Origin of the sequence: Paenibacillus mesophilus, assembly GCF_005938385.1 — a bacterium.
In the GTDB taxonomy this organism is placed as follows: domain Bacteria; phylum Bacillota; class Bacilli; order Paenibacillales; family NBRC-103111; genus Paenibacillus_AB; species Paenibacillus_AB mesophilus.
In genome coordinates, this window is the sequence record NZ_VCRA01000006.1 from 122,524 (window position 1) to 144,091 (window position 21,568).

17 protein-coding genes and 1 pseudogene are annotated in these 21,568 nt (G+C 55.2%); 5 read left to right on the forward strand and 13 right to left on the reverse strand.

Translation table 11 applies throughout. The features are described from left to right. Positions 1-99: 99 nt before the first annotated feature. Both FE783_RS38295 and uptA read right to left on the reverse strand, forming a co-directional pair. Positions 100-561, reverse strand: a complete 462-nt coding sequence (locus FE783_RS38295) for a nuclease-related domain-containing protein (RefSeq protein WP_420799740.1) — start codon at positions 559-561, stop codon at positions 100-102. Between the two features lie 45 nt (positions 562-606). Beyond that, a pseudogene (uptA, locus tag FE783_RS38300) lies at positions 607-1,215 on the reverse strand (undecaprenyl phosphate transporter UptA); the annotation flags it as partial. A 274-nt stretch (positions 1,216-1,489) separates the two neighbouring features. On the opposite strand from uptA, the gene FE783_RS13085 reads away from it, so the two are divergent. From FE783_RS13085 to FE783_RS13100, 4 genes are all read left to right on the forward strand, one after another. Then, positions 1,490-1,978 (forward strand): cupredoxin domain-containing protein, encoded by a 489-nt coding sequence (locus FE783_RS13085; protein ID WP_238403037.1) that lies wholly within the window; start codon positions 1,490-1,492, stop codon positions 1,976-1,978. 72 nt (positions 1,979-2,050) lie between these two features. Then, positions 2,051-2,374: a dehydrogenase gene (locus FE783_RS13090; protein WP_138880086.1), complete on the forward strand. Its 324-nt coding sequence runs from the start codon at positions 2,051-2,053 to the stop codon at positions 2,372-2,374. A 172-nt stretch (positions 2,375-2,546) separates the two neighbouring features. Then, a complete protein-coding gene (locus tag FE783_RS13095) occupies positions 2,547-2,699 on the forward strand; it encodes an anti-repressor SinI family protein (RefSeq protein ID WP_138879816.1) in 153 nt (50 codons plus the stop codon). A 163-nt stretch (positions 2,700-2,862) separates the two neighbouring features. Continuing rightward, positions 2,863-3,183: a helix-turn-helix domain-containing protein gene (locus FE783_RS13100; protein ID WP_138879817.1), complete on the forward strand. Its 321-nt coding sequence runs from the start codon at positions 2,863-2,865 to the stop codon at positions 3,181-3,183. A 58-nt stretch (positions 3,184-3,241) separates the two neighbouring features. On the opposite strand, the gene FE783_RS13105 is transcribed toward FE783_RS13100, so the two are convergent. From FE783_RS13105 to hisC, 8 genes are all read right to left on the reverse strand, one after another. Next, positions 3,242-5,524, reverse strand: a complete 2,283-nt coding sequence (locus FE783_RS13105; RefSeq protein ID WP_138879818.1) for a tail fiber domain-containing protein — start codon at positions 5,522-5,524, stop codon at positions 3,242-3,244. A gap of 40 nt (positions 5,525-5,564) precedes the next feature. Then, entirely contained in the window at positions 5,565-6,920 is a 1,356-nt protein-coding gene (locus FE783_RS13110) for an ABC transporter substrate-binding protein (protein ID WP_138879819.1), read from the reverse strand. 63 nt (positions 6,921-6,983) lie between these two features. Beyond that, positions 6,984-8,333 (reverse strand): ABC transporter substrate-binding protein, encoded by a 1,350-nt coding sequence (locus FE783_RS13115; protein ID WP_138879820.1) that lies wholly within the window; start codon positions 8,331-8,333, stop codon positions 6,984-6,986. A gap of 29 nt (positions 8,334-8,362) precedes the next feature. After that, on the reverse strand, positions 8,363-9,331 hold the full coding sequence (locus tag FE783_RS13120) for a sialidase family protein (RefSeq protein ID WP_138879821.1): 969 nt from the start codon (positions 9,329-9,331) through the stop codon (positions 8,363-8,365). A gap of 257 nt (positions 9,332-9,588) precedes the next feature. Beyond that, the gene (locus FE783_RS13125) at positions 9,589-11,946 is read right to left on the reverse strand and encodes a helix-turn-helix domain-containing protein (RefSeq protein ID WP_138879822.1); all 2,358 of its coding nucleotides are present in this window, start codon (positions 11,944-11,946) and stop codon (positions 9,589-9,591) included. Next, entirely contained in the window at positions 11,943-13,415 is a 1,473-nt protein-coding gene (locus FE783_RS13130) for an extracellular solute-binding protein (RefSeq protein ID WP_158301779.1), read from the reverse strand. The genes FE783_RS13125 and FE783_RS13130 overlap by 4 nt, the downstream gene beginning before the upstream one ends. Positions 13,416-13,622: 207 nt before the next feature. Further along, positions 13,623-14,333, reverse strand: coding sequence for an NAD(P)H-binding protein (locus tag FE783_RS13135; protein WP_138879824.1), 711 nt, complete (start codon positions 14,331-14,333; stop codon positions 13,623-13,625). A gap of 113 nt (positions 14,334-14,446) precedes the next feature. Beyond that, the gene (gene hisC, locus FE783_RS13140; protein ID WP_138879825.1) at positions 14,447-15,508 is read right to left on the reverse strand and encodes a histidinol-phosphate transaminase; all 1,062 of its coding nucleotides are present in this window, start codon (positions 15,506-15,508) and stop codon (positions 14,447-14,449) included. Positions 15,509-15,640: 132 nt separating this feature from the next. Between hisC and pdxR the strand changes: the two genes are divergently transcribed. After that, a complete protein-coding gene (pdxR, locus tag FE783_RS13145) occupies positions 15,641-17,119 on the forward strand; it encodes a MocR-like pyridoxine biosynthesis transcription factor PdxR (RefSeq protein ID WP_138879826.1) in 1,479 nt (492 codons plus the stop codon). 152 nt (positions 17,120-17,271) lie between these two features. On the opposite strand, the gene FE783_RS13150 is transcribed toward pdxR, so the two are convergent. From FE783_RS13150 to FE783_RS13160, 3 genes are read right to left on the reverse strand one after another with little or no spacing between them, the layout of a single operon-like run. Then, positions 17,272-18,900: a sensor domain-containing diguanylate cyclase gene (locus tag FE783_RS13150; RefSeq protein ID WP_138879827.1), complete on the reverse strand. Its 1,629-nt coding sequence runs from the start codon at positions 18,898-18,900 to the stop codon at positions 17,272-17,274. A gap of 54 nt (positions 18,901-18,954) precedes the next feature. Continuing rightward, complete coding sequence (locus FE783_RS13155; RefSeq protein ID WP_138879828.1) at positions 18,955-19,575, reverse strand: NUDIX hydrolase; 621 nt, start codon at positions 19,573-19,575, stop codon at positions 18,955-18,957. A gap of 16 nt (positions 19,576-19,591) precedes the next feature. After that, positions 19,592-21,358 carry a B12-binding domain-containing radical SAM protein gene (locus tag FE783_RS13160; RefSeq protein ID WP_138879829.1) on the reverse strand — a complete coding sequence of 589 codons (1,767 nt, stop codon included), beginning with the start codon at positions 21,356-21,358 and terminating at the stop codon, positions 19,592-19,594. Positions 21,359-21,568 lie beyond the last annotated feature (210 nt).

The following is a 21,568-nucleotide window of genomic DNA, read 5'->3' on the forward strand; positions in this document are numbered from 1 at the left end:
CTCAGGAACTGTCACGTAATTACTAGCCGACTCACGAGCAGCTATGTGATAACGTGACAGTCCTTTGTCCTTCGTGGCAATTGGTGCTCTGTTTTATCGCTACTTGCCGGAGCCGCTCTGCTCTTCGAGCAGCTTGACGATCCGTCCGACCTGCTCCCCGGCTAACTCCTGCTTCGCTTTGTAAGACCTTATGTACGAGGGAAGCTTGTCCGGCGTAAGCGCAGCGAATCCGGGGCTTTGGCCCGTAATCGTTGCATCCGGGTGGGTCAAGCAAATGACGCCGACGACTTCGGCTTTGATCTGATTGCGCCTGAGCAAATTTTTGAGCGCGAATTCCCGGCGGTACGCCTGGGCGGTCGGATCATCCGGCGACCCTGCCGTTCCCGGCTCGGCGATCCGTTCCGCGAATCGGATTTCGCCGGCTGTGTTATTGAGCTCGATATGAAATACTCCGTTCGGCCCTATGACGATACGATCCGCCTGCTTTACCGCATCGCCGGTTAAGATGCGTTGGCCGTCCAGCACCCTGTACTCGCTTCCGAGCTGTTCGAGAACGCGCAGTCCACTTGCTTTGCTTTCCTTGGAGTCTGCAACGGCTGCCGGCCGGGCGGACTTCTTGGACCGTTTATAGAGCAAATAAACGACGTACAAAACGGTTAACGCTACCGCTCCCCAAATAATTTCCTGCATATATTCCGCGGCCATCTCGTCGATATTTTTCCAATTGTCTCCGAGCTTCTGGCCCAAGTAAATGAAAAACATCGACCAAGGAATGACCGCCAGCGTCGTTAAAATCGTAAACTTGGACAGCGGCATGCGCGCCATACCGGCCGGTACGGAAATCGCATGACGGACGACCGGAATAAATCGGGCTGTGAAAATAACGCCCGTCCCATATTTGTTGAACCATTGCTCCGACACGTCGATATGGTGCTTGTTGATCAAAATGTATTTGCCGAACTTCTCCAATACCGGTCTGCCGCCGTAGCGGCCTATCCAATAGACGAAAATTTGAGCGATTACGCCTCCGATCGTGCCGAACACAACCGCCATCCAATAATTGATCTCGCCCTTGGAAACCAAATAACCGCCGAATGCAAGTACGATTTCGCTAGGAATAATTTCAATCATCAAGCCGAGCATAATTCCCCAATAGCCCAGGTCGGTCAACCAGGAGGTTGCCGCATCGATCACGCCGTGAATCCAGTCGCTCATCGGTAACCAACTTTCTTTGATATTCTTGAGCGGCGCCCCGCCAATTTCAGAATGCCGGGAGCCATGTCCCATCCTATTCTACCATAAAGAGGGCATGGACGCACCCGGACTGTAGGCCGGGCGGTATTTTCGCCCGAATCGGCGGCAGAGAACCGCTTCCCCCTTTTTCCCGGGTCGACCGTTCTCCAGTCATGCCGGAACAAGCCCCCACATACGTTAATAGTGGATGATGGATGACAAGCATTCGGCTTAAAAATGAAGGAGGAGAACCCGATTGGCCTACGTACCGTCGCACCGCAAACCGAACAGACGCGCTTCCGTCCGGCTATTCGTATTCAAGAAGAAGCAGCTGCTGTTCATACTCGGCATACTCATCCTGGCCGCCGCATACGCGCTCTATGCCCGCCAGGAGAAAATCGCCTCCGTCACCGGAACGGCTCTCGATACGCGCACGATCCATATGGTTACGGGCGAGTTCAAGGCGACGCTGCCTGACGGCAAACAGCTCGAGGCGTACCGCTGGGATCCGGGCACCGTGATCGTCCGCAAAGGCGAGAAGGTCAAGCTGAGCATCCGCGGCGTTAATGGAGCAAGCCATCCTTTCATGATCGAAGGGCTCGGTCTCAAGGGCGAAGTAAAGCAAGGAGAAGAAACGATCGTTTCGTTCAAAGCGGACAAAGCGGGCATATTCCGGATCATTTGTCTCGCCCACCCCGATGCGGCGCACGGCGGCCCGATGATCGGCTATATTGTCGTGAACTGACCGCTCCCCCAGTAGCCTAGCGGCGGCCCTCTGCATATGGTAATAGCAGAGAGGAGCGGGTGATGCGGCATGATGAGGCCTGCAGGCGAGAAGCACAGCGAGAAGCATAACCAAAACTTGCCTACTTTGCGGAAAATACGCCGGGCGTGCAACAAGGAGCTGTACCGGACGGTCAAACGGCTGAAAATATGGGTTCCCCCGGCCCAGCTCGCCGAAGCCGAGGAGCTGTATTTAAAAAAAGTAGTGCTTAACCTGCAATATATCGCGGAAAACAGCAGCAACCGCAAATTGCTGTCCGATTGGTGGGACGAGAACGTCTGCCAGGAAATCGCGGCGCTTTGGAACGTCGAGCCTGCCGATTTGTCGCGGGCGTTCCGGGACGCGTTCGGAGGGTAGACGGCTGCCGCGACCGATCGAATAAGCCGGGTCCGGACAGGATTGCGGCTTGTTCGCGTTCCGCGTACACCGCCCCTCCCCCCTTAAACGGAGGACGAGCCACGAATCCTATGAAACGACGTCACTTGCATTCAAGCGACAACCAACCCAACCAATAGGGGGAAGTTACGACATGCAAGGCTTACGCCACCTGCAACACGATTCCAAGCTGGACCCGAACTGGATTCACCTGATGCTCGCAGCCAAACAAATCGGCATCACTGTCGAGGAGATTCGTAAATTTTTGCGGCAAAGTCCGCCCGGATCCGATGAGCCCGAGTCATAACGGGCTTTTACGGTTGTCTCCTTTTGCAATCGCTTTCAGTACGGCCCATTCCGTTCTTTAGCTGTATAAATCCCGTGATCCGCATGCATTTTACTGCCATTTTTGTTATGATGGGAGTACAGATTAGACAGCTGAGAACGGTACGTTAAAAGGGGATAATCGCATGATAGGCAAACGCGTGAAAGAATTGCGTCTTACGAAAGGGCTTTCGCTCAGCGAGTTGGCCGAGAAGGCCGGGGTCGCCAAATCGTACTTGAGCTCGATCGAGCGGGATATTCAAACGAATCCTTCCATCCATTTGCTGGAAAAAATTTGCGCGGTGCTCGAAGTTCCGATCGAGGCGTTTTTGAACGACAAAAAAACTACGGCACAGGAGCTCGACGCCGAATGGATCGAGCTGGTGCGGGAAGCGATGGCTTCCGGAATCAGCAAAGAACAGTTTCTCGAGTTTCTCGAATTCAATAAATGGCGCAACAGCAGGTAATGGCCGAAAACGGCGCAACAATCGGCGCCGTCTCTTGAAACTCCATCATAATCGCAGCTTACTGTGCTTCGATCGCCTCAACCCGTGCGGCGAGTTCTTGAACCGCTTTAATCAGAGGGGCGATAAATTCGGTATAACGCAATCCGTAGGCGATATCGCCGGCCTCGCTTCCACTGCTATCCCGAGCCTGAACCGGAGAGCGACTCAACGCGGCAAACTCGTTATCCGACATGCCCAACCCGTGTATTAACCGTTCTATATCCTGCGCAAGCAGCCCGTAATGCACTTTCCCGCTTCGATCGTCGGTCATCCGAAATTTGACCGGCTTCAGCTTGGAAACGAACGCAAGCCCCAGATCGGACTCCCCGATGTCCTCCTTCAGCCGCGCATCCGATGTTTGAATAACGGCATTCGCCGCGTAAATATCTTTAAATCGGTTCGCGGATGTGCCTAGGTCCTGCGTACCGTCCCCGGACGGATGCAAAATACCGCTGCTCTTAAACACGAAATGCTGCGTTCCATTAAAGGAAAGCGCCAGATCGCCTCCCGCCGTAATGACCTCATCGATATACGCCGTACCGCTTCTGAACGTTTGCCGGGATACGGCATCTATCGTTCCGGCCGTATAGGCCGCCCCGTCCTGAATAATGGAGAGCTGCTTCGCCAGCCGATCGGCTGCCGCATTCGCCGATGTCGTCGCGCCGGAAATAACCGCCGTCGAGCCGCCGTCGCACAGTACCCCGTAACGGGTATTGCTGCTGGAAGCGATACTCGTCGCTCTCGCGACGGCCCCAAAAGCAAGCGACAGTCCGTCCCGGCCGTTGTTCGTCGTTTTCGCTCCCGTGCACGAGATTCTCCCGCCGTACTCTCCGTGGATGCCGTTCCAACTGTTATAGATCGAAGTCGCCCCATCCGCGCTGAGCTGGGCCCCTGCCCTCGCTTCGAATCCGTTCACGGCATTGCCTGCCGATACCGTATTCGGAGCGATCAACGATCCGCCGTTGAAAGCGAACCCTCCGTCCAGACGGTTTCCGGAAAAAATCGCCCCGCTCGTATTGAAGCATCCGCCGTAGTCGGCGATGACGCCGTCCAAGTAGTTGCCCGCCGCTATGCAAAATTTGATGTCGATCGCGCCGGAGGTGCCGACATAATACCCTCTTCGGCCATTTCCCGTCGAGACGACGCTTTTCCCGTAAATACCGGAACCGCCGGCCACACAAAGCCCCTGCTGGTCGAACTGGCTGACGCACACGAACTCGCCCAAAGAAATCGACCCTCCCGAAATGCCGAGCGGATTCTCCCCTCCCGGCGTCGCGGAGCCGCTTATGATCGTATTGGAGCCGACATAGATTCCGTGCGTGCCCTTCTCCGTGCCTATGACATTGGAGGGATTCCAATACTCGTACATATTGCCGACGATGCCGACATCTTCAAGAAGGCCGACGCTCGCGCCGCGCACGACAATACCGTCCGTGCCGTTGTATTGCATAATCGTGCCGATCTTGTAAATATCGGCCGAAGTGAGCGTATTCGCCGGAAACGCCGGTTGACGGTGACGGTTGCGGACCGTGATCTGATTGCCCGACACCGCCGTAATTTCCCAGAATCCGACATGCGCATAATGGTTGCCCGTGCCTGCCGTCTTGCGGACCATAACCCAATCGCCCACCGTCATTCCGCCGGTAGTCGTCACGGCGAGCGAGACGAAGTACTCGCCGGCCGCGCCCGTTACGCCGGATTGAGAGGTAGCTTTTGCGGTGACAACAACGTCAGCACCCTTGATCCGAATTTGCTCCGCATAAGGATGAGTGATCCGGGTAGCCCCCGGCATCGTGTGCCTGCCTTCCGCAATCCGAATGCTCACCGTGGCGCTCGCCGGAATGATCCAGCTCTCGATCGCGCGAAGCGCCGCGTTCAGATCCGGATATTGCGCCGGTACGTGGATCACGACATTGGCTCCTGCGGGCACCAAATAAACTTTGCCTCCGGCGGCGTCCGCCGCGAGCTGCGCATCACCGCCCCGATCTGCGGCGCTGACGATCTCGTCGAGCTTATCGGCGACCGTTCTGCCGGAATATCCTACGAGCGCCGCTCCTTTCGCGGAATCCGCCGCATCTGCGAGATCTTCCCTAAGTCCGTGCGGATTGCCGTTGCCGCCGTAGACGGCTCCATGGACGGAGGCCGCCCCCGCCGGACCGAGCTTGAGCAGTTCCGCAGACACTAGAGCCGCACTCGCGAGTCCGACACCGGCGAGCACCTTCCTGCGGCTGATCGGCTTGGCGGAATCGCCGCCCTGCGGCGATCCCTGATCCATCTCCCGTTTCTCGTTCCTATCCGTCATCCCGAATCACTCCCTTAGAGTTGTTCCACACGAAAAGTGTCTATTTATTCCGGCCTTCCGCGTATTTCTTCGACTGCTCTTCGTCAAATTGACGCAGCGCCGTGTTCAGGTCCGTTTTTTCCTTAATGATCTTGCCCATCAAGTTGGTCACGTCGTTCAAAGCTCTGCTGGCGAATTCGGTCGGCGGGAACGGCTTGGCCGGCTTCGTTTTGAAAACCGCCTGTACGTTTTTCCCTTTCAAAATATCGAGATTTTTCCCGAACTCTTCCTCGAACTTCTTGTCCTTCAGCACGGAAATTTTGCCGTCTCGAACCATTTCCATTTGCACTTCGTCGGAGAATACCGTACTCATGACCTGCAATGCCGCTTCCTTGTTTTTGCTCGTTTTGGTCAGCAGCATCAGATGAATATCGATTTGAGTGCCGATGCCAGGCTTTTCCGGAAATACCGGATAAGACGCCATATCCCAATTCGTAAAGCTCGCCTTCACCTTCTCGTCGTTCATGAAGCTAAGCCAGTTAAGTCCGGCAATCATCGCGATCGTCTGCGTCTGATTGAAATCCTTGATCCCGTTGCCGAGCGACTTGATATCCGAGTTGCCCGGGATTTCGTAAATGTCTCTTACCATCTGGAACACGCGTCTCCATTGATCCGTATTGGCGATCGATTTGTACGTAACCGGATCGATCAGAGGCAGCTCGAGCTGGGAGCCGGGCCGGAACACGGAGTCCGGCTCGAGGCCGCGATATTGCACATTGTCCGACACCCGCGTCAATTTTTTGGCCAACTCCGTCACTTCGGCCCACGTCAGACCGTCCTTTGGAAATGGAACGCCGAATTTATTGAAAATATCTTTGTTGTAATAGAGAGCGTTGAATTGCAGCGTATACGGGAATCCGACCAAATAGTCCGTCTGGTTCGTAATTTTGAGCGAGTCGAGCGCATCGGCTTTGAACTTGCCTTGGTCCACCTTCTGGCTTTTGATCAGCTCGCTCAGATCGAATTGCAGGTCCATCTGCTTGAAATCCTGCAAAGTAAGAGAGTTCGTCGTAATAATATCCGGAACTTCCTTCGCCGCGATCAGATTCGGCAGCGTCACCGTCTTGTTGTCGATCAATAAAGGCTTGACGGTAATGTGAGGATGCTTCTTCTTCAACGGCTCGATGATGTAACGCTGAATTTCCTGCTCTGTAAAATAGCCCGGCCTGTATCCGAACGTGATGGTGACCGGTTCGGTTTTGACCGGTTGAACGGCCGCCGCCTTGTCGCTTGATGCGGTATTCCCCGCCTGCTTCGCTCCGTCCCCCTTCGCCGCTTCTTGACCGCCGCAGCCGGCCAGCAGCGCTGCAAACATGCTTAACGTCATAAACGAAGCGCCAAACCGTTTCTTTACCATCGCAACCCTCTCCTTTTAAATCGCATCGTAACGGCATTCGCCGAGCTCTTTCGACGCTGCCCCCTACTTCTGCTTGCTGTCGTCAATATGCTTATTCATGTTTTGTTCCGCGTCTCTGAGCGCGGTATTGAGATCTTTGCCGTTGAAATACTCCTCGAAGCTTTTCAGAACGATTTGGTTCGTCGTGCTGTCTTCGAATCGCGAATAAGCCGGGGCGGGAACGGGGGAGCTTTTGAAAATCGACTCCAGCCGTTTTCCTTTCAGGAAAGGCATGTCGGCACCCAACTGCTTTTTCATTTCCGGATTTTTCAATACCGACATTCTGGCAGTCGTCCTAGCGCCGAGCAGCTGAACTTCGTCGGACGTAATGACTTCAAGCACGCGCATCGCCTGCTCTTTGTACTTGCTCGTTTTCGTAATGGCGACTACATTGGCATCGACGTGCCCGTAAACGTTCGGTTTTTCTTTATAGCTCGGATATTGGGCAACGTCCCAGTTCAGGCCTCCGTTCGCCGCTTCCTCCAAGGCGAGATTGAATAAATTGATCGTCGTCAGCATCGCCAAGTTTTTGTCTTTCAGAAAAGCCGGCTTCGCGTTCGCATTCAGAAACGTCGGCGGCTTGTTGCCGGGTATTGCATACATGGCGCGCGCCAGCTCGAACACTTTCTTCCACTCGTCTCGATTGATCGCCGACTTCCCGGTTTGGCCGTCTACATAGGTGAGTCCGAGCGGCTTGGACAGCCGGGACACCGCTTCCGGATCGAGCCCCCTGTACTGCACGCCCCCGTCGCTGCGCGATACTTTATTAGCGAGCTCAATCGTCTCCTCCCAAGTCATGCCGTCCTTCGGGTAAGGCGCGCCGAACCGGTCGAAAATATCTTTATTGTAATAGAGCGCATTGAAATTAACGGCAAAAGGAAGCGCATACAGTTCGCCTTTATCGGAAAGCACTTTAATCGCGTCGAGTACTACCGGTTCGAATCGATTCAAGTCCATACCGTGCTTACGGGCAAGCGGAGTCACATCGTACAGCAAATCGTATGCCTGGAAGGTAGGCAGGCCGCCGTTCCACGTATAGAGCAGATCCGGCGGTTGGCCGGCCGCTACCAGATCTTGTATCATCGTTCCTTTGCCCGGTTTAATCATTTCGATCGTAATATGCGGGTACTTCTTTTTGACCGGTTCGATAAATAAATTATTCACGTCTTTGTCGTCAATCCCGACGGAAGGAAATAAGGTTAGCTTAACGGGCGTCGTATCGACCTCGGACGCTTTGCTTGTTTCCGCCCGTTCCACGGAAGCCTCATTCGCACCTTTCTTGCCTGTAGGTTCGCCGGTTCCGCCGTCGCAGCCCGTGGCAGCCAACAGGACGCTTAAGCCGGCAAATACCAGTGCCGCTTTCCTTGCTCGCATGTCGCTCTCCCCCAAGTTGTTAGTTTGGTTTATTCCATTAGCGTCAGGCGCCAACAAACAATCCTAAACCGGTTCCACGTATACGTAATGTAGAGCCGATTTTGTTTCGCAACGACGGCAGGATATGAGTACTCCCCCGGCTCTCCTTCCAGCATGACTTCATGATCCCATGTATCGCCGTTGTCCTCGGAGAAGCGAACTACGAGAGGCGTCCTCGCTCCCCTGTCCGCTCCGACCGGATTGTAGACGAGCGCCAGCACGCCGTTATCCATCCGGACGAGATCGATGCCGCTGTTGTTGTTGGGCAGTCGTGTCGGGTAAGCAGCCGACCACGTTCTCCCTTGATCGGAGGAGTCGCTGCGGTAGATCGCTCCCGCCGTGCTGCGCAGCAGCATATGAACGCCCTCCGCGGACTCCCATAACGTCGGCTGAATGATGCCTTTTCCGGGGAAAACGCCGTGATCGATCGGCACATGACGGCTCTTCGTCCACGTTGCTCCATCGTCGCCGGAAATATCGACAAATGCGTCCCATTCCTGAAGCGTTTCGATCGATGCCGGGGCAAGCAGCATGCCGCTCCGCAAATAGATCGGCTTATTGCGGACCGGCCCGCGGCCGCCGATATCGCCTTCGACCAGCGGACACGGGGACGACCAGCTCTCCCCTTCGTCCCGGGAAGTCGTCACCATCGTATGCCAGTGCGGAATCGTATGGCCGACTTTATAGTAAAGATGCAGCAGCCCGTCGTTCGCCTGAAACAACACCGGATTCCAGTGGGGCAGTCCTTCCTGGGCCGCTATCTTCCGCGGTTCGGTCCATATCCCCTGCGTGCGTCTGGAACACCAGATCGCCACGTCGTTAGCCCCTTCCTTCGCTCCTCCGAACCAGGAGACGAGTATATCCCCGTCCTGAAGCACGACCACAGTCGATGCGTGGCAGCTTGCAAACGGCCGCCGGTCTTCAAAAATGTATTTCTTCTCTTTAGCGGCGAACTTCAATACAAGTCGCCCTCCCTCCGCTTTCCATTCTTGCTGTTCGAATGCGGCCGCAATCTGGAATCAATATACCCCGGGACCTGCGAGCTTCCAAGAAGCAGTAAGGAAACTAAGCGCATCGTTTTTCCCCCTCCATCCGTTTCCGATGCACATTTCTACCCCGATGCGTATTTCTAACCGGTCCAATCGTTCGTTCCCGGCACGCCAAATAGCCCGCAACCTGATAAAGGCTGCGGACTTGTATGGACTATAAGCCGGATTCATTCGCCGGCTATCGATTTGCGGTTCGGATCGGATGCGAACGATTTCCGGAATTCGTTCGGGGACAAGCCCTCCATCTTTTTAAATGTACGCAAAAACGTAGTTCGGTTCGTTATGCCTACCTTCTCGGCGATATCATAGATCGTCATATCCGTATGGATCAGCAGTTCTTTCGCTTTGGCGACACGTACTTGGCTTATGTAATCCGTAATATTCATGCCGGTTTTATCTTTGAACACCCGGGAAACGTATTTGACGGAAACGTTCATTTTATCCGCTATTTTCTCCAAATATAGATCCTGGTCGTAGTGATCATCCACATAACCCATAATCGTGGAAACGAGTGCGCCGGATTTATATGCTTGCTGCTGATGGACGATCGTCCCGGCCAGCCCATGATAGAACCGAATCAGCAGTTGCCGCCTGCTAGCGAAATCGGCGGAATGCTCGCCCGAATGAACGAGCTGCCGCTGCTCCTGATCTGCCAAGAGGCCGGACGCGCCCAATCCTCTCTCCGACATAAACCGTACTGCCGTGTTGTACATATCGGAAATAAGCGAGTTCAAATGTTGCTGCGATACGCCCTTTTGCTCGCTAGCCCGCAAAATGTCCCCGATCGTTTCTTCCAACCCGTCCGCATCGCCGGCTTTCAGCAAATTCAGCAGCTTGTTCTCGTCCGAGAAAAAGTATGGGGCGTTGTACCGCAACTCGTGTTCTTCCGCACGGATCGTCAAAAAATCGGCGCAGGAGGTTTGGCTCTGCAAGGCTGCCATCGCATCCCGATAAGATCGCGATATCCCGGCGAGCCCCGGATAAATGTTGCCGACTCCGGCGTGAATCGTACAATATAGAGCATCGTAACGAAACGTTTCGATGAAACGGTCCAGCCCTGCGCGGATTGCGGCAAGATCGTCCCGACTGTCGACATTGAACATGCAAATGTATTGATGCTGCTTGCATTCCAGCACGTACAGATCGGCGCAATCGTGCAGCATGCCCCGGATCAGCTTCTTCAACTTCCCCTGAATGAGAATCCGATCCACGTCTTGGATAGCATAGAACTCGTCCTTGAATTCGAACAAAACGGTGCAGCAAATAAAGCTGTCCTTCGAATAGCCCATATGATTGCGCATCATTTTTTGCATATCGTGTTCTTTCGGAGCCTCATAGCCCTGAATCAATTGAAGCAGCGCATAATCCAAATATTCCACTGAAATCAGGTGTAGCTCGTCCCGGAACTGCCGATTAAATCCGATCAACCGATCGATGCCCTGACCGATCCGGGCGAACTCGTCGCTTTCCGCCGTTTCTTCATTTGCTCGCTTGTATTCATCGTCTTTACGGTTCAAAATGTCCGCGATATGCCGGATCGGATTATAGATGCGGTAGGTGAATACGAATGCAAACAACACGCTGATGACGACCAGTACCGTACAGATGACTACAATCATATTGACGATACCGGCAGCTTGCTTGTTAAATTCGCTTATCGGTGTGAACGCGTAATAATTCCAGCCGTAGATGTCCGAACGGACGACGGTCGATATATAATGCCGACCTTGAACGGATACCGTGCCTTGAAAAGTCGAGTCCGCCTCAGTCAGCCTGCTAATCTCCCCGATTGCGCTGCTGTCGGGGAATTCGGGATCGGAAGAGAGAATGACACGATCGTGGTCCATGACCATAAACCGGGTGTTCGGGTAGGCTACATTTCCCGCCAGCGTCTTTTGGATCGCCTCGATCGAGACGGATGCCGCCAGGACGGCCTTGTTGCCTTGCACGACGCCGGATGTGAGAAGCGGGATCACTTCCTTTTGCGATAAAGGCGTCGCCACGGCTGACCGATCCAATATTTCCACGTATGGCGCGGTATCCAGCTTTCCAAGCCAGAAGCTCTTGTCGTACCGATCGAACCGGTAATGGCCGTCGAAGAAAGGCACGAAATCTACAAGCCCGGCGCTCGTGTATACTTTGCTCGAATCGATGTATACAAAAATATCGTCGACGAAATCGTTCGCGATCGATCGCAGACGCCGCAAGCCGTTCAAAATCTGGGCAACTTCGGCGCGCTCCTGCAAGGAGTACATCGCATAGGGCTTAAACAACCGAACGACAGTCGAATCGTTCAAAAAGCCGACCGCCGATTCTTGCACCATCCGCAAATCGTTATCGATAGCAAGCGCGGACGACCGCAAATTCATCGTCATCTTTTCCGTAAAATCGCGCTTGAATTGATTGACGAAATGAAAATAAGTGAAAGTTCCGATCAGCACGATCGGAACGAGAAGCGATAAGAAATATAGCAATATTTTTACAAATAGGCGATTGAATCGAACGGGCGTCCTCGATCTGCTCATCTGCCGGATCCCCCATCGATTGTGCGTCGTTCTGCGCGGGCCAAGCTTTCGTTATAGATGTTCTCCATTTCCGGAACACCGGACCGGGTTAGCTGCGCCGCAAAATCTTCATATTCGCTTAATGGCTTGGCACCGATGATGAACTTCAATACATCCTGTTCGAGAGGCGCTATCTTCGACCCGATCTGCGTCAACCGCTCTCTCTCCTCCTTCGTGAAGCCCGGGGCCAAGCTCGGAGTCACGTAAGCGCCGGGATCGTTCTTCAACTGCTCGCTCCAGCGAAACAGGTCGGGGTTCGATATTTGTCCGCTCGGTCTGTCGTCGACATGCGGGGAAATCGCCAGCAAGCCCGCACCGATTTCGGACAGCGTCATGCGCACCGGGTCCGCCGAATCTTTGTATTTCCGCACCAGACTGTCCACGATTCTAGGTTCCCCGTTTACGATTTCGTACGTTTCGCCCCGTTTGCCGAAGTTGGATACTTCGGCCCCTTCCGGGCTATACAGCCAATCGAACAGTTTGACAACTCTGTCCGGGTCCTTCACTTTGGAGCTGATGACATAAATATCGGTCAACCAGCCTTGCGGATACAAGAACCCTCTGGCCGTTCCTTGGCTGTTCGAGAAGTAAGGAATTAACTCCAGACGGTAGCCGGGATCGATCCGCTTCAACTTCTCGTTGAAGTTCAACGCGAACGTATTGTTGTCGTAATAAAAAAACGACTGTCCGCTGCTCAGCTTGTCGCTCCATATTTGTTGGGTATTGACATCGAAGTCGGGATCGAGCAATCCTTCGCTATATAGCCTGTTCATATACGCCAATACTTGTTTAAACTCCGGTTTGTTCGTGCCGTAAACGTAGCTCCCTCCCCCGATATCCGGATCGTAGTACATCCCGAAGCCGGAACCGAGACCGAACGCAACCGCGCCGAAGAACGATCCGATGCCTCTGGCCGTCCATGGTGCGGAATCCGGGTACGCTTCTTTCAGCTTCTTCAATACGATGTACAGCTCTTCGAACGTTCTCGGGATGTCCAAGTTATGCTTGCGCAAAATATCGGTGCGGATCATCGGAGCTCTGCCGCCCTGGATAAAATGCTGTGCCGTCACCGGAAAGCCGTACAATTTGCCGTCCACGTACAATCTTTGGATTTGCGGGTTTTCCGCAACGATTTTCCGGAAGTGGGGCATCTGCTCCAAATAATCGGAGACGGGGAGGAACAGGCCGGTTCTTACATACTCGCTAAGCTCGGTCGGATTGATAAGCATAATATCGGGCATATGGTTCGTCTGCATCAACGAGCGTTTCTTATCCGAATAACTGCTTAACGGAATCGGCTCGAGCTCCAGCTTGATTCCCGTTCTCGATTCGATTTCACGGAGGACGGCGGTATTCGTTCTCAACGCTTGCGCAGGGTGGTCGCTTCGCATGAGCCGAAGCGTCAGCTGCGAATTTGGTTGCGTTTTCATTTTGTCGCAGCCCGACGCCAGCGGAAGCAGGACAAAGCATAGGCATAAGATCGATTTCATGGCAAAGCTAAATGGAAGACTGACTTTCATGCGTACCCCCTTGAAACAAACCGACTTTTTCGTTCTGCAATAAAGAATTACGTTCTCTTTTTTAAGAGAATACCATTTATTACAGCATGTTTCAATACTTCATCTCTTCTATAGTGATTATCCCAGCGAGCCGCCTTCTGCCAGCAGCATGATTTCATCGAATTCGAACGAGCGGACGCCCGTCAAGCGCTGTTTAGCGGCATTAATCATCGCTCCCGCCACTGAAGATGCCGCTACGGGTTTATATTTGCGCAGGCTGCCGACTATCAGGAACGAGAACATTTTCCCGACAACCTCCCCGATCTTTTCCCCTGCCCGCACTTCGGCACGATCTCCTGTAAGCAGCGAAGGCCTGAACAAATAGAGGCCGGGCAAGCCCAAAAACTTAAGCTGGCGCTCCATCTCGCCCTTTACCCGGCTGTAAAAAAATACGGAGGCCGGATCGGACCCTACCGCCGATACGATAGCGAACCGGGATGCGCCATATTGCTTGGCGAGGCTGCCGAGCAGCACCGGATATTCGTAATCCACCAGTCTGAACTGCTGCTTGGACTTCGCCTTCTTCATCGTCGTTCCGAGAGCGCAGTACACGTCGGCGTCTTTCCACTTGCCTGACAGAGAGGCCTCCAGCTGCCCCCTGCTCCAATCCGTCTCCATTTGGACGAGTTTGGGACTTCCCGGGAAACTCGCCCTTCTCCGGACCAGAGCAATTACTTCGTCATAAGTCGAATCATCCAAAAGAAGCTTGACCAGCTCCCCGCCGATCAAGCCCGTAGCCCCGGCTACGATAGCCGTTCTTCCTTTTCCGCCTGCAGCCGTTCCCGTCATTCGCGATCCGCTCCTCGCATTAGCACACTGTACATGTCTTTACTCGTATTGTACCGCAAATACGGGAACGAAAGGAACTTCAGCAAGTCTTAGCCGTCGTCCGTGGAAAGAAATCAATCCGCCCGTGCAAGCGAGTCCAGAACGACCTTCATCTCTTCATCCGTTCCGATGCTGATTCGCAGCTTGTCGGCCAGACGCGGGATGTCGAAGTATCTGACATAAATATGTTCCGAAAGCAGCCGCTCGTACAGCTCCTTGGCCGTCCGTCCTTCTCTAGGGGGCGAAATGAGCACGAAGTTGGTTACGGAAGGGTATACCGTCCACCCGATTCGGGCAAGCGCTTCGCAAAACCGTTCGCGCGTCCGTCCGATCCGCGTAACTGTCTCCCGCATATAATCCTGGTCCGACAAAGCCGCCTCCGCCGCCAGCTGTGCGACCGCACCCACACTGAACGTCTCCCTTGCTTTCTCCATCGCCCGGATCAGACGTTCGTTCGCGACGGCGAAGCCGATTCTGCCGCCGCTGAGCGCGTATGCTTTCGAGAACGTCCGCAGCACGAGCAGATGGTCGTAACGCTCCGTCAGCTTCAGCACGGATACCCCTTCCGGCGCAAAGTCGATGTACGCTTCATCAACGACTACGAGTCCGCGATACGACTGCAGCAGCCGTTCGATTTGCGCCGCTTCCAGATGGAGCCCGGTCGGCGCATTCGGATTGGCAATGACGATCGCCTGCGGTGCCGATTCGGTCAGCTTCTCCGGCGCGATGCGGAAATCGTCATCCGTAGGCACGGAGGCCACCCGGACTCCCGCCATCTCCGCTACCGTCGTATACAGGCCGAACGACGGATCGGGAATCGCCACCGTATCGCCTTCGCACAGAAACGTCTTGTACAGCAGCGTGATCAGCTCGCTCGATCCGTTCCCGCACAAAATCATGGAAGCGGGCACGCCGTGAACGGCCGACAAAGCCTCGCGCAGCGAAGAACAACCCGAGTCGGGATATTCCCGGAGCAGAAGCTCGGGATCGAGCCGGCGGAGAGCATCCGTTACTTTTGGCGAAGCGGGATAAGGGCTCTCATTCTGGTTCAGCTTGATCGCCTTCGTTCCCGGCTCCGGACGTATGCCGGCGACATAAGGCTGCAATCTATCGATTCGGGGGTGGATCGGAATCATGGAAGATTTCTCCTTTCGTATTAGGAAACCGTTGTGATACTATTACGATAAGGAAAAACTGACATTTCGAACATATCCAGAAACGTTTATTTTTGGGTGACAGTTTTACGAGGAGAGGAAGGGGGAAGGAATATGGAGCTACTGCCCCTGCTGGACGCACAAAGCGTCGAACCGTTGTACAGCCAGCTGTACCGCCACATCCGCGGGGAAATCGAGGCCGGACGGCTTCGTGCCGGATCCCGGCTGCCGTCCGTTCGCAAGCTGGCCGCCCATCTCGGCATAAGCCGGACCCCGGTCGAGGATGCTTACCAACAGCTGCTCGCTGAAGGCTATGCGGCGAGCAGGCCGCGAAGTGGCATTACGGTTCAAATCTACGAACCGGAATTCAGTCGCGGCTTCTACCGGACGTCATCGGCCGAGCCGGGCAGGAAGGAAAGTCCGCGGCTGGTTCTGCCCGCCAAGAAGGCCGATCCGTCGATCCCGGTTCATGCCGGGGAGAAGACCGATTGGATCGATTTCTCGTATGGCGACATCGATTTGAGCCATTTTCCGTTTCCGTTATGGAAAAAGCTGCTCGGCAGCTGCTTCTCGCCCGATCACCGCGACTTGTTCCGTTACGGTGATCCGCTCGGCGAGTCCGGGTTCCGTGAAGCGCTGAGCGACTACGCGTACCGGGCCCGCGCCGTCATATGCCCTCCCGAGAGGATCGTTGTAGGCGCTGGTACGCACCATTCGACGGAGCAAATATGCCGCCTTCTGCAGCGAACGCCGTATAGCGCCGCGCATTCGCCCATTGCCGTGGAGCAATCGATGAGCGACGGCATCGCGGCTATTATGCGGCAGCACGGATATAGGCTCGTTCCGCTGCGGTTGGAGCCGGACGGCATCCGCATCGAAGATTTGTACGATTCCGGCGCCAGAATCGTCTACACGACGCCGTCGCACCAATTTCCTCACGGGATGGTGATGTCCATCGGCAAAAGACGCCGGCTGCTGAACTGGGCGGCCGATGTCGGCGGGCTGATCGTCGAAGACGATTACGACGGCGAGTTCCGTTATGCCGGACTGCCTATTCCGTCTCTTCAAGGACTGGACGCCGCCGCGAACTGCGTCGTGTATATGGGTACCTTCTCCCGCGCTCTCGCGCCCGCCTTCCGGCTGAGCTATACCGCTCTGCCGCCCGCGCTGGCGATTGCTGCGAAAGCCGCGCTCCACCCGTTCGACCGGCTCGCCTCCCCGCTGCACCAGAAGACGCTGGAGCTGTTCATGGCCGGCGGCCACATGCAGCGACATATTCGCAAAATGCGCAGCGTCTACCAGCGCAAGATGGCCGCTCTGTTGGCTGCGGTCAGACGGTGCCTGGAGCCGCGCTTTCGCGTAAGCGGAGGCGGAGCCGGCCTGCACGTGCTGCTCGAGACGGATGACGGCCGCGACGAAGCGCAGCTGATCCGGCTCGCTGAAGCAGCCGGAGTCCGGGTGTACCCGACATCGGTATACCGAATCGATCCGCACCGAGGCGAATCCGCCTCCATCCTGCTCGGCTTCGGAGGGCTGGATGAGCGCCGGATCGAGGAAGGCGTTCGGCGTTTGGCCGACGTTTGGAAACGGTAGTCGGCAAGTTGAAATAACCCCACAAAGTGGAGCCTTGCTTCGAAGCTTATTCCAAATACTTTGCGGGGACCCCGAGATTATATAAACTCTGTATCGGTGAAAAAGCCCCGGCGACTACGCCCGGGCTTCCTTGTGATCCCTATACCGTTTTATCATTCAGACTTCCGCTTCCATAAGTTGTCGTCGCATTCGACCCGATTGCGCCCCAGATGCTTCGCCCGGTACAGCGCCCTGTCCGCGCGTTCGATCATATCCTCGAGCGTATTCGTGCCGTATGTGCGCTGCGGGCTCGATTGCGCGACGCCGATGCTCACGGTTATGACGATCTCCCGCTCCTCGTCCCGGTACGGCGAGTTCATGAACCAGGTGCGAATCCGCTCGGCCAGCTCCTTGCCCCGTGCGAGCTCGCAATTGGTGGCCAAAATAACGAACTCCTCCCCGCCGTATCTGGCAGCCACGTCGGAATTGCGCACGGAGGCGACAAGCAGCGCCGCGGCATGCTTCAATACCCGGTCACCGACCAGATGGCCGTATGTATCGTTAATTTGTTTGAAGTAGTCGACGTCCACGAGCAGAATGCACGAAGGATTGCCGGCACGCGCCGCCGCTTCCTCGATCTTTGCACCTTCGTTCATAAGGAAACGGCGATTGTACACTTCCGTCAAATGGTCGACGACGGCGGATTCCTCCAGCAGCTGCACCGTGGACTGCAATTTGTCCGACATGATGTTGAAATTGTCCGACAGCTCTTTCAGCTCGGCCGGAGCGGAACGAATGAGCGCCGGATCGATCCGATGCCCGTACCGGCCTTCCCGGATGCGCTTGGTCCCGTCCAACAAATGCTTCAGCAGGACGCTTATTTTGCGGGTAAACAGCATCGTGGCGACATAGCTGGCTAGTAATGTCAGGCCGCTGATCAGCAATATGGCGGCGAGCAGACGGTAGTAGGGCTTGAATGTGTCCCTCATCCGGGTCTCTCCTACGAGCAGCCACTGGCGGTCCGCGGACCAAGCATAAGCCCCGAATACGCGATTCCCGTCACGATTCAGGTACGACTTCCAATCCTGAGTGCCTGCAACCGCCCGTTCGTAAATTTCCGTCCGGTACGGTTCTTCGGTTTGCAGCGCTCCCGAAGCGTCCCGCTTTCTCGTAATCCGGTAACCCTCTTTGTTCAGCAGAAACGTTTCGCCGCTCTCGCCGAACCGGAACTCATTGACGAATGCATCGAGCGAAGACAAATCCACCGTACCTATGAGGACCCCGGCAAACAATTCGTTCCGGTCGCGTACGGGAGCGGTGAACGCCAGCATCGACTTGCCGGACACGCGTCCGGTCATGACGTCCGTCACAAACGCTTCATTGTTCCGGGCCGCACGGAAATAATCGCGGTCGGAAACATCCGTATCCAATGCCTCGGTCATGCTTAAGACGAGCTTCCCGTCCGCATTCGCGAAGCTGATCGTATTGAAATCCGTATGCGAGCTTTGGAACAAGCGGAATTGACTCCCCATTTCCTGGAGATTCAACGAACGGGCCGCTGAAGTCAACGCCATATAATGGACGTCCGCGAGCCGTTCCGATTTCCACTTATCGATAAACAGCCGCTGCAAATCGATCGCTTCCTGCAGTGCGGCATGGATCTCCCTTTCCTTGATCACTTTGCCGAAGAGGGCCATGTACAGGACGACAAGCAAGCACATCGCCATTACCAGCACGCTGAATAAAAGCCGAAGACGGCCTTTCAACGAGGAAACCCGCAAAATCCCGAACAGGTTCTGCATCCGGTCAACCCCACTTAAGTTATGCAAGCTCAAAAAAAGGCCCCGCTTCCCGAATCAATCGAGCGTGACTTCTTTGCGGGGATCGTGCAAATATTCGAACATGAGCCGGATTTGCGATTCCGTAGTCCGGTTCCGCGAAAGCTCGGGCAGTTCGTTCTCGCCGAAATACGCGACGTCGGACGTCTCGAGACCCGCTTCCGGGCTGCCTCCGATTTGTTCGCACATAATGAACAGCTTGTAAATATAATAGGCCTCCGGGGGATGGGGGTGACACTTTTTGTCCAATACCGCCAGCAGCTTTACCGCACGCACGTCAAGCCCCGCTTCCTCGCGGATTTCTTTGACGGCCACTTCCTTCGGGGTATAGCCGATATCGGCCCAACCGCCGGGCAGCGTCCACTTGCCGTCCGCCTTTTCCCGGACCATCAATATTTTTCCGTCTTGGAACACGACCCCGCGCACGTCGACCTTCGGAGTCGGGTACCCTTTCTCGGAGGCGAACAGCTCCTTCACAACGGGGTAAGGCTCGCCGGTCTGCTCTCTCAGCATCTCGATGCTGATTTCCCGCAGCTCCCCGTACCGTTCGATGTCATAGCCGTTATCCGTATACGTTAACCCGGCCTGGGCGATCGCCTGGATGCGCTGCGCCCAATGCAGCCATTGATGTTCATTCATCGGATATTCCTCCTGTTCACGAATGGGAGACCGCTTCCGTAAGCTTCATCGTGAAGTAACGGGGGCCGGCTCCATCCGGTTCGTAGACGACGGCCAGCAGCGTGCTACGGGAGCGGTCGATCGTCCCGTCCGCCTCGTACTGCCGCAAATCGAACGGTACCGTCTCTACGACGGCGTGCTTGTGCAGCTCCTTCTCGGATAGTCCCAGCTCCGCAAAGCCGGACGACACCCGGTCCGGATAATTCGCCAGCAGCTGCATGTACGACGCTTGCACCGCCTTGTCGAGTTGAAAGTCCCACCATATTTTACGGGGCTTGTACTTGTGGTTCATGAAGTAATCGAGCTTCATCAGCCCTTCCGCCACGTCCCGGTCGGGGGTTTCGCGGTAGGCGAGAAACGCGTTCAGCCGCTCGAACAAATCTTCGAGCTGATGGCCGATTTTTTGCCAGCCCCGATCCTCCCAATAATCGCCGAACTCCTGGAAAAAGTCGAACGCCGAGCGAAACTGGCGGCCGATCAAATAAGCGACCGTCCGGTCCATCCGGTGTGCGTTCCAATATTTCTCCAGCACGTCCTCTACCCGCTTGATCCGCATCAGATCGGAGAACGGCATAATGGAGTTGCCGAGTATTTCGTAGGGCGATGTATCCATGTAAACGTAGCCGTACTTGTCGGCGTCATGACGCAGCCCGGTGCCGCGGAGCATTTTCAGAAATCCGAGCTGAAGCTCCTCCGGCCCGAGCGCGAACACGTCGTTGAACGTTTTGCGGAACGAGTCGTAATCTTCCTCCGGCAATCCGGCGATCAGATCGAGATGCTGATCGATTTTGCCGCTTTCCTTCACCTTCGTGACGGTACGCGTCAGCTTGACGAAATTTTGGCGGCGCTTGACGAGCTCGTTCGTCAAATCGTTCGTCGACTGCACGCCGATCTCGAACCGGAATACGCCCGGGGGCGCATGCTCGGCCAAATAATCGAGCACCTCGGGGCGCATAATGTCGGCCGTAATCTCGAACTGGAACACGCATCCGCGATGATTGTCGATCAGAAACCGGAATATTTCCATGGCATAGTCCCGCTTGATGTTGAACGTGCGGTCGACGAACTTGATCAGCTTGGCGCCGGAATCGATCAGGTGGAGCAAATCCGCCTTCGTCCGTTCCATATCGAAGTACCGTACGCCCACCTCGATGCTCGACAAGCAGAACTGGCAGCTGAACGGGCAGCCGCGGCTCGTCTCGAAATAGACGACCCGGTTCGGCAGCGCGGGTTCATCCTCGGCGAATCGGTGCGGCGACGGAATATCGTCAAGCGCAAGCTTCGGACGTCCCGGATTGATGCACACCTCTCCGGCGCGGTCCCGGTAGGCCAGACCGAACACGAAATGGAACTTGCGCGCACCCGACAGCTCCCGCAGCAAGTGGAGGAACGTCTCCTCCCCTTCGCCCATGACGATAAAGTCGACCTCCGGAATCCGCTTCATCCAGTAATCGGTATCGTAGGACACTTCCGGGCCGCCGAGTACGATTTGCAGCTCCGGCTTGATTTTTTTCAGCATGCTGACGACCCGGATCGTTTCTTCGATGTTCCAGATGTAGCAGGAGAAGCCGATCACGTCCGGATCGCGCCGGAACAAGTCGGAGACGATATTCATGACGGGATCTTTGATCGTATATTCGGCCATGGCGACATCGAACTCGTCCTGGCAAAACGACTTCAAGTAGCGCAGCGCGAGACAAGTATGGATGTATTTGGCGTTCAGACTGGAAACGATGACGTTCATGGGTACATTACCTTCTTTATGTTAGGCGTTATCGGCATCCCTGCTCCACCGGACAAGCGGTTCGGGCACTTTATAACTACGCCATTCTTATAGTAGTTCTCATCTTTTTATTGTACACGAAAACCGGCACTCCACAAAATAACCCCCTAACTTTTTCAATCGCGCGAAATTAATGGTTCGGTCTCAAATTTGGAGCGGCGAGCGGTATAA

Excerpts from the sequence above, each read along its gene's own strand:
- FE783_RS13090 (WP_138880086.1), top strand. The coding sequence starts at position 2,051 with ATGAGGCCTGCAGGCGAGAAGCACAGCGAGAAGCATAACCAAAACTTG.
- FE783_RS13095 (WP_138879816.1), top strand. The coding sequence starts at position 2,547 with ATGCAAGGCTTACGCCACCTGCAACACGATTCCAAGCTGGACCCGAAC.
- FE783_RS13100 (WP_138879817.1), top strand. The coding sequence starts at position 2,863 with ATGATAGGCAAACGCGTGAAAGAATTGCGTCTTACGAAAGGGCTTTCG.
- FE783_RS13105 (WP_138879818.1), bottom strand. The coding sequence starts at position 5,524 with ATGACGGATAGGAACGAGAAACGGGAGATGGATCAGGGATCGCCGCAG.
- FE783_RS13110 (WP_138879819.1), bottom strand. The coding sequence starts at position 6,920 with ATGGTAAAGAAACGGTTTGGCGCTTCGTTTATGACGTTAAGCATGTTT.
- FE783_RS13115 (WP_138879820.1), bottom strand. The coding sequence starts at position 8,333 with ATGCGAGCAAGGAAAGCGGCACTGGTATTTGCCGGCTTAAGCGTCCTG.
- FE783_RS13125 (WP_138879822.1), bottom strand. The coding sequence starts at position 11,946 with ATGAGCAGATCGAGGACGCCCGTTCGATTCAATCGCCTATTTGTAAAA.
- FE783_RS13130 (WP_158301779.1), bottom strand. The coding sequence starts at position 13,415 with ATGAAAACGCAACCAAATTCGCAGCTGACGCTTCGGCTCATGCGAAGC.
- FE783_RS13135 (WP_138879824.1), bottom strand. The coding sequence starts at position 14,333 with ATGACGGGAACGGCTGCAGGCGGAAAAGGAAGAACGGCTATCGTAGCC.
- hisC (WP_138879825.1), bottom strand. The coding sequence starts at position 15,508 with ATGATTCCGATCCACCCCCGAATCGATAGATTGCAGCCTTATGTCGCC.
- pdxR (WP_138879826.1), top strand. The coding sequence starts at position 15,641 with ATGGAGCTACTGCCCCTGCTGGACGCACAAAGCGTCGAACCGTTGTAC.
- FE783_RS13150 (WP_138879827.1), bottom strand. The coding sequence starts at position 18,900 with ATGCAGAACCTGTTCGGGATTTTGCGGGTTTCCTCGTTGAAAGGCCGT.
- FE783_RS13155 (WP_138879828.1), bottom strand. The coding sequence starts at position 19,575 with ATGAATGAACATCAATGGCTGCATTGGGCGCAGCGCATCCAGGCGATC.
- FE783_RS13160 (WP_138879829.1), bottom strand. The coding sequence starts at position 21,358 with ATGAACGTCATCGTTTCCAGTCTGAACGCCAAATACATCCATACTTGT.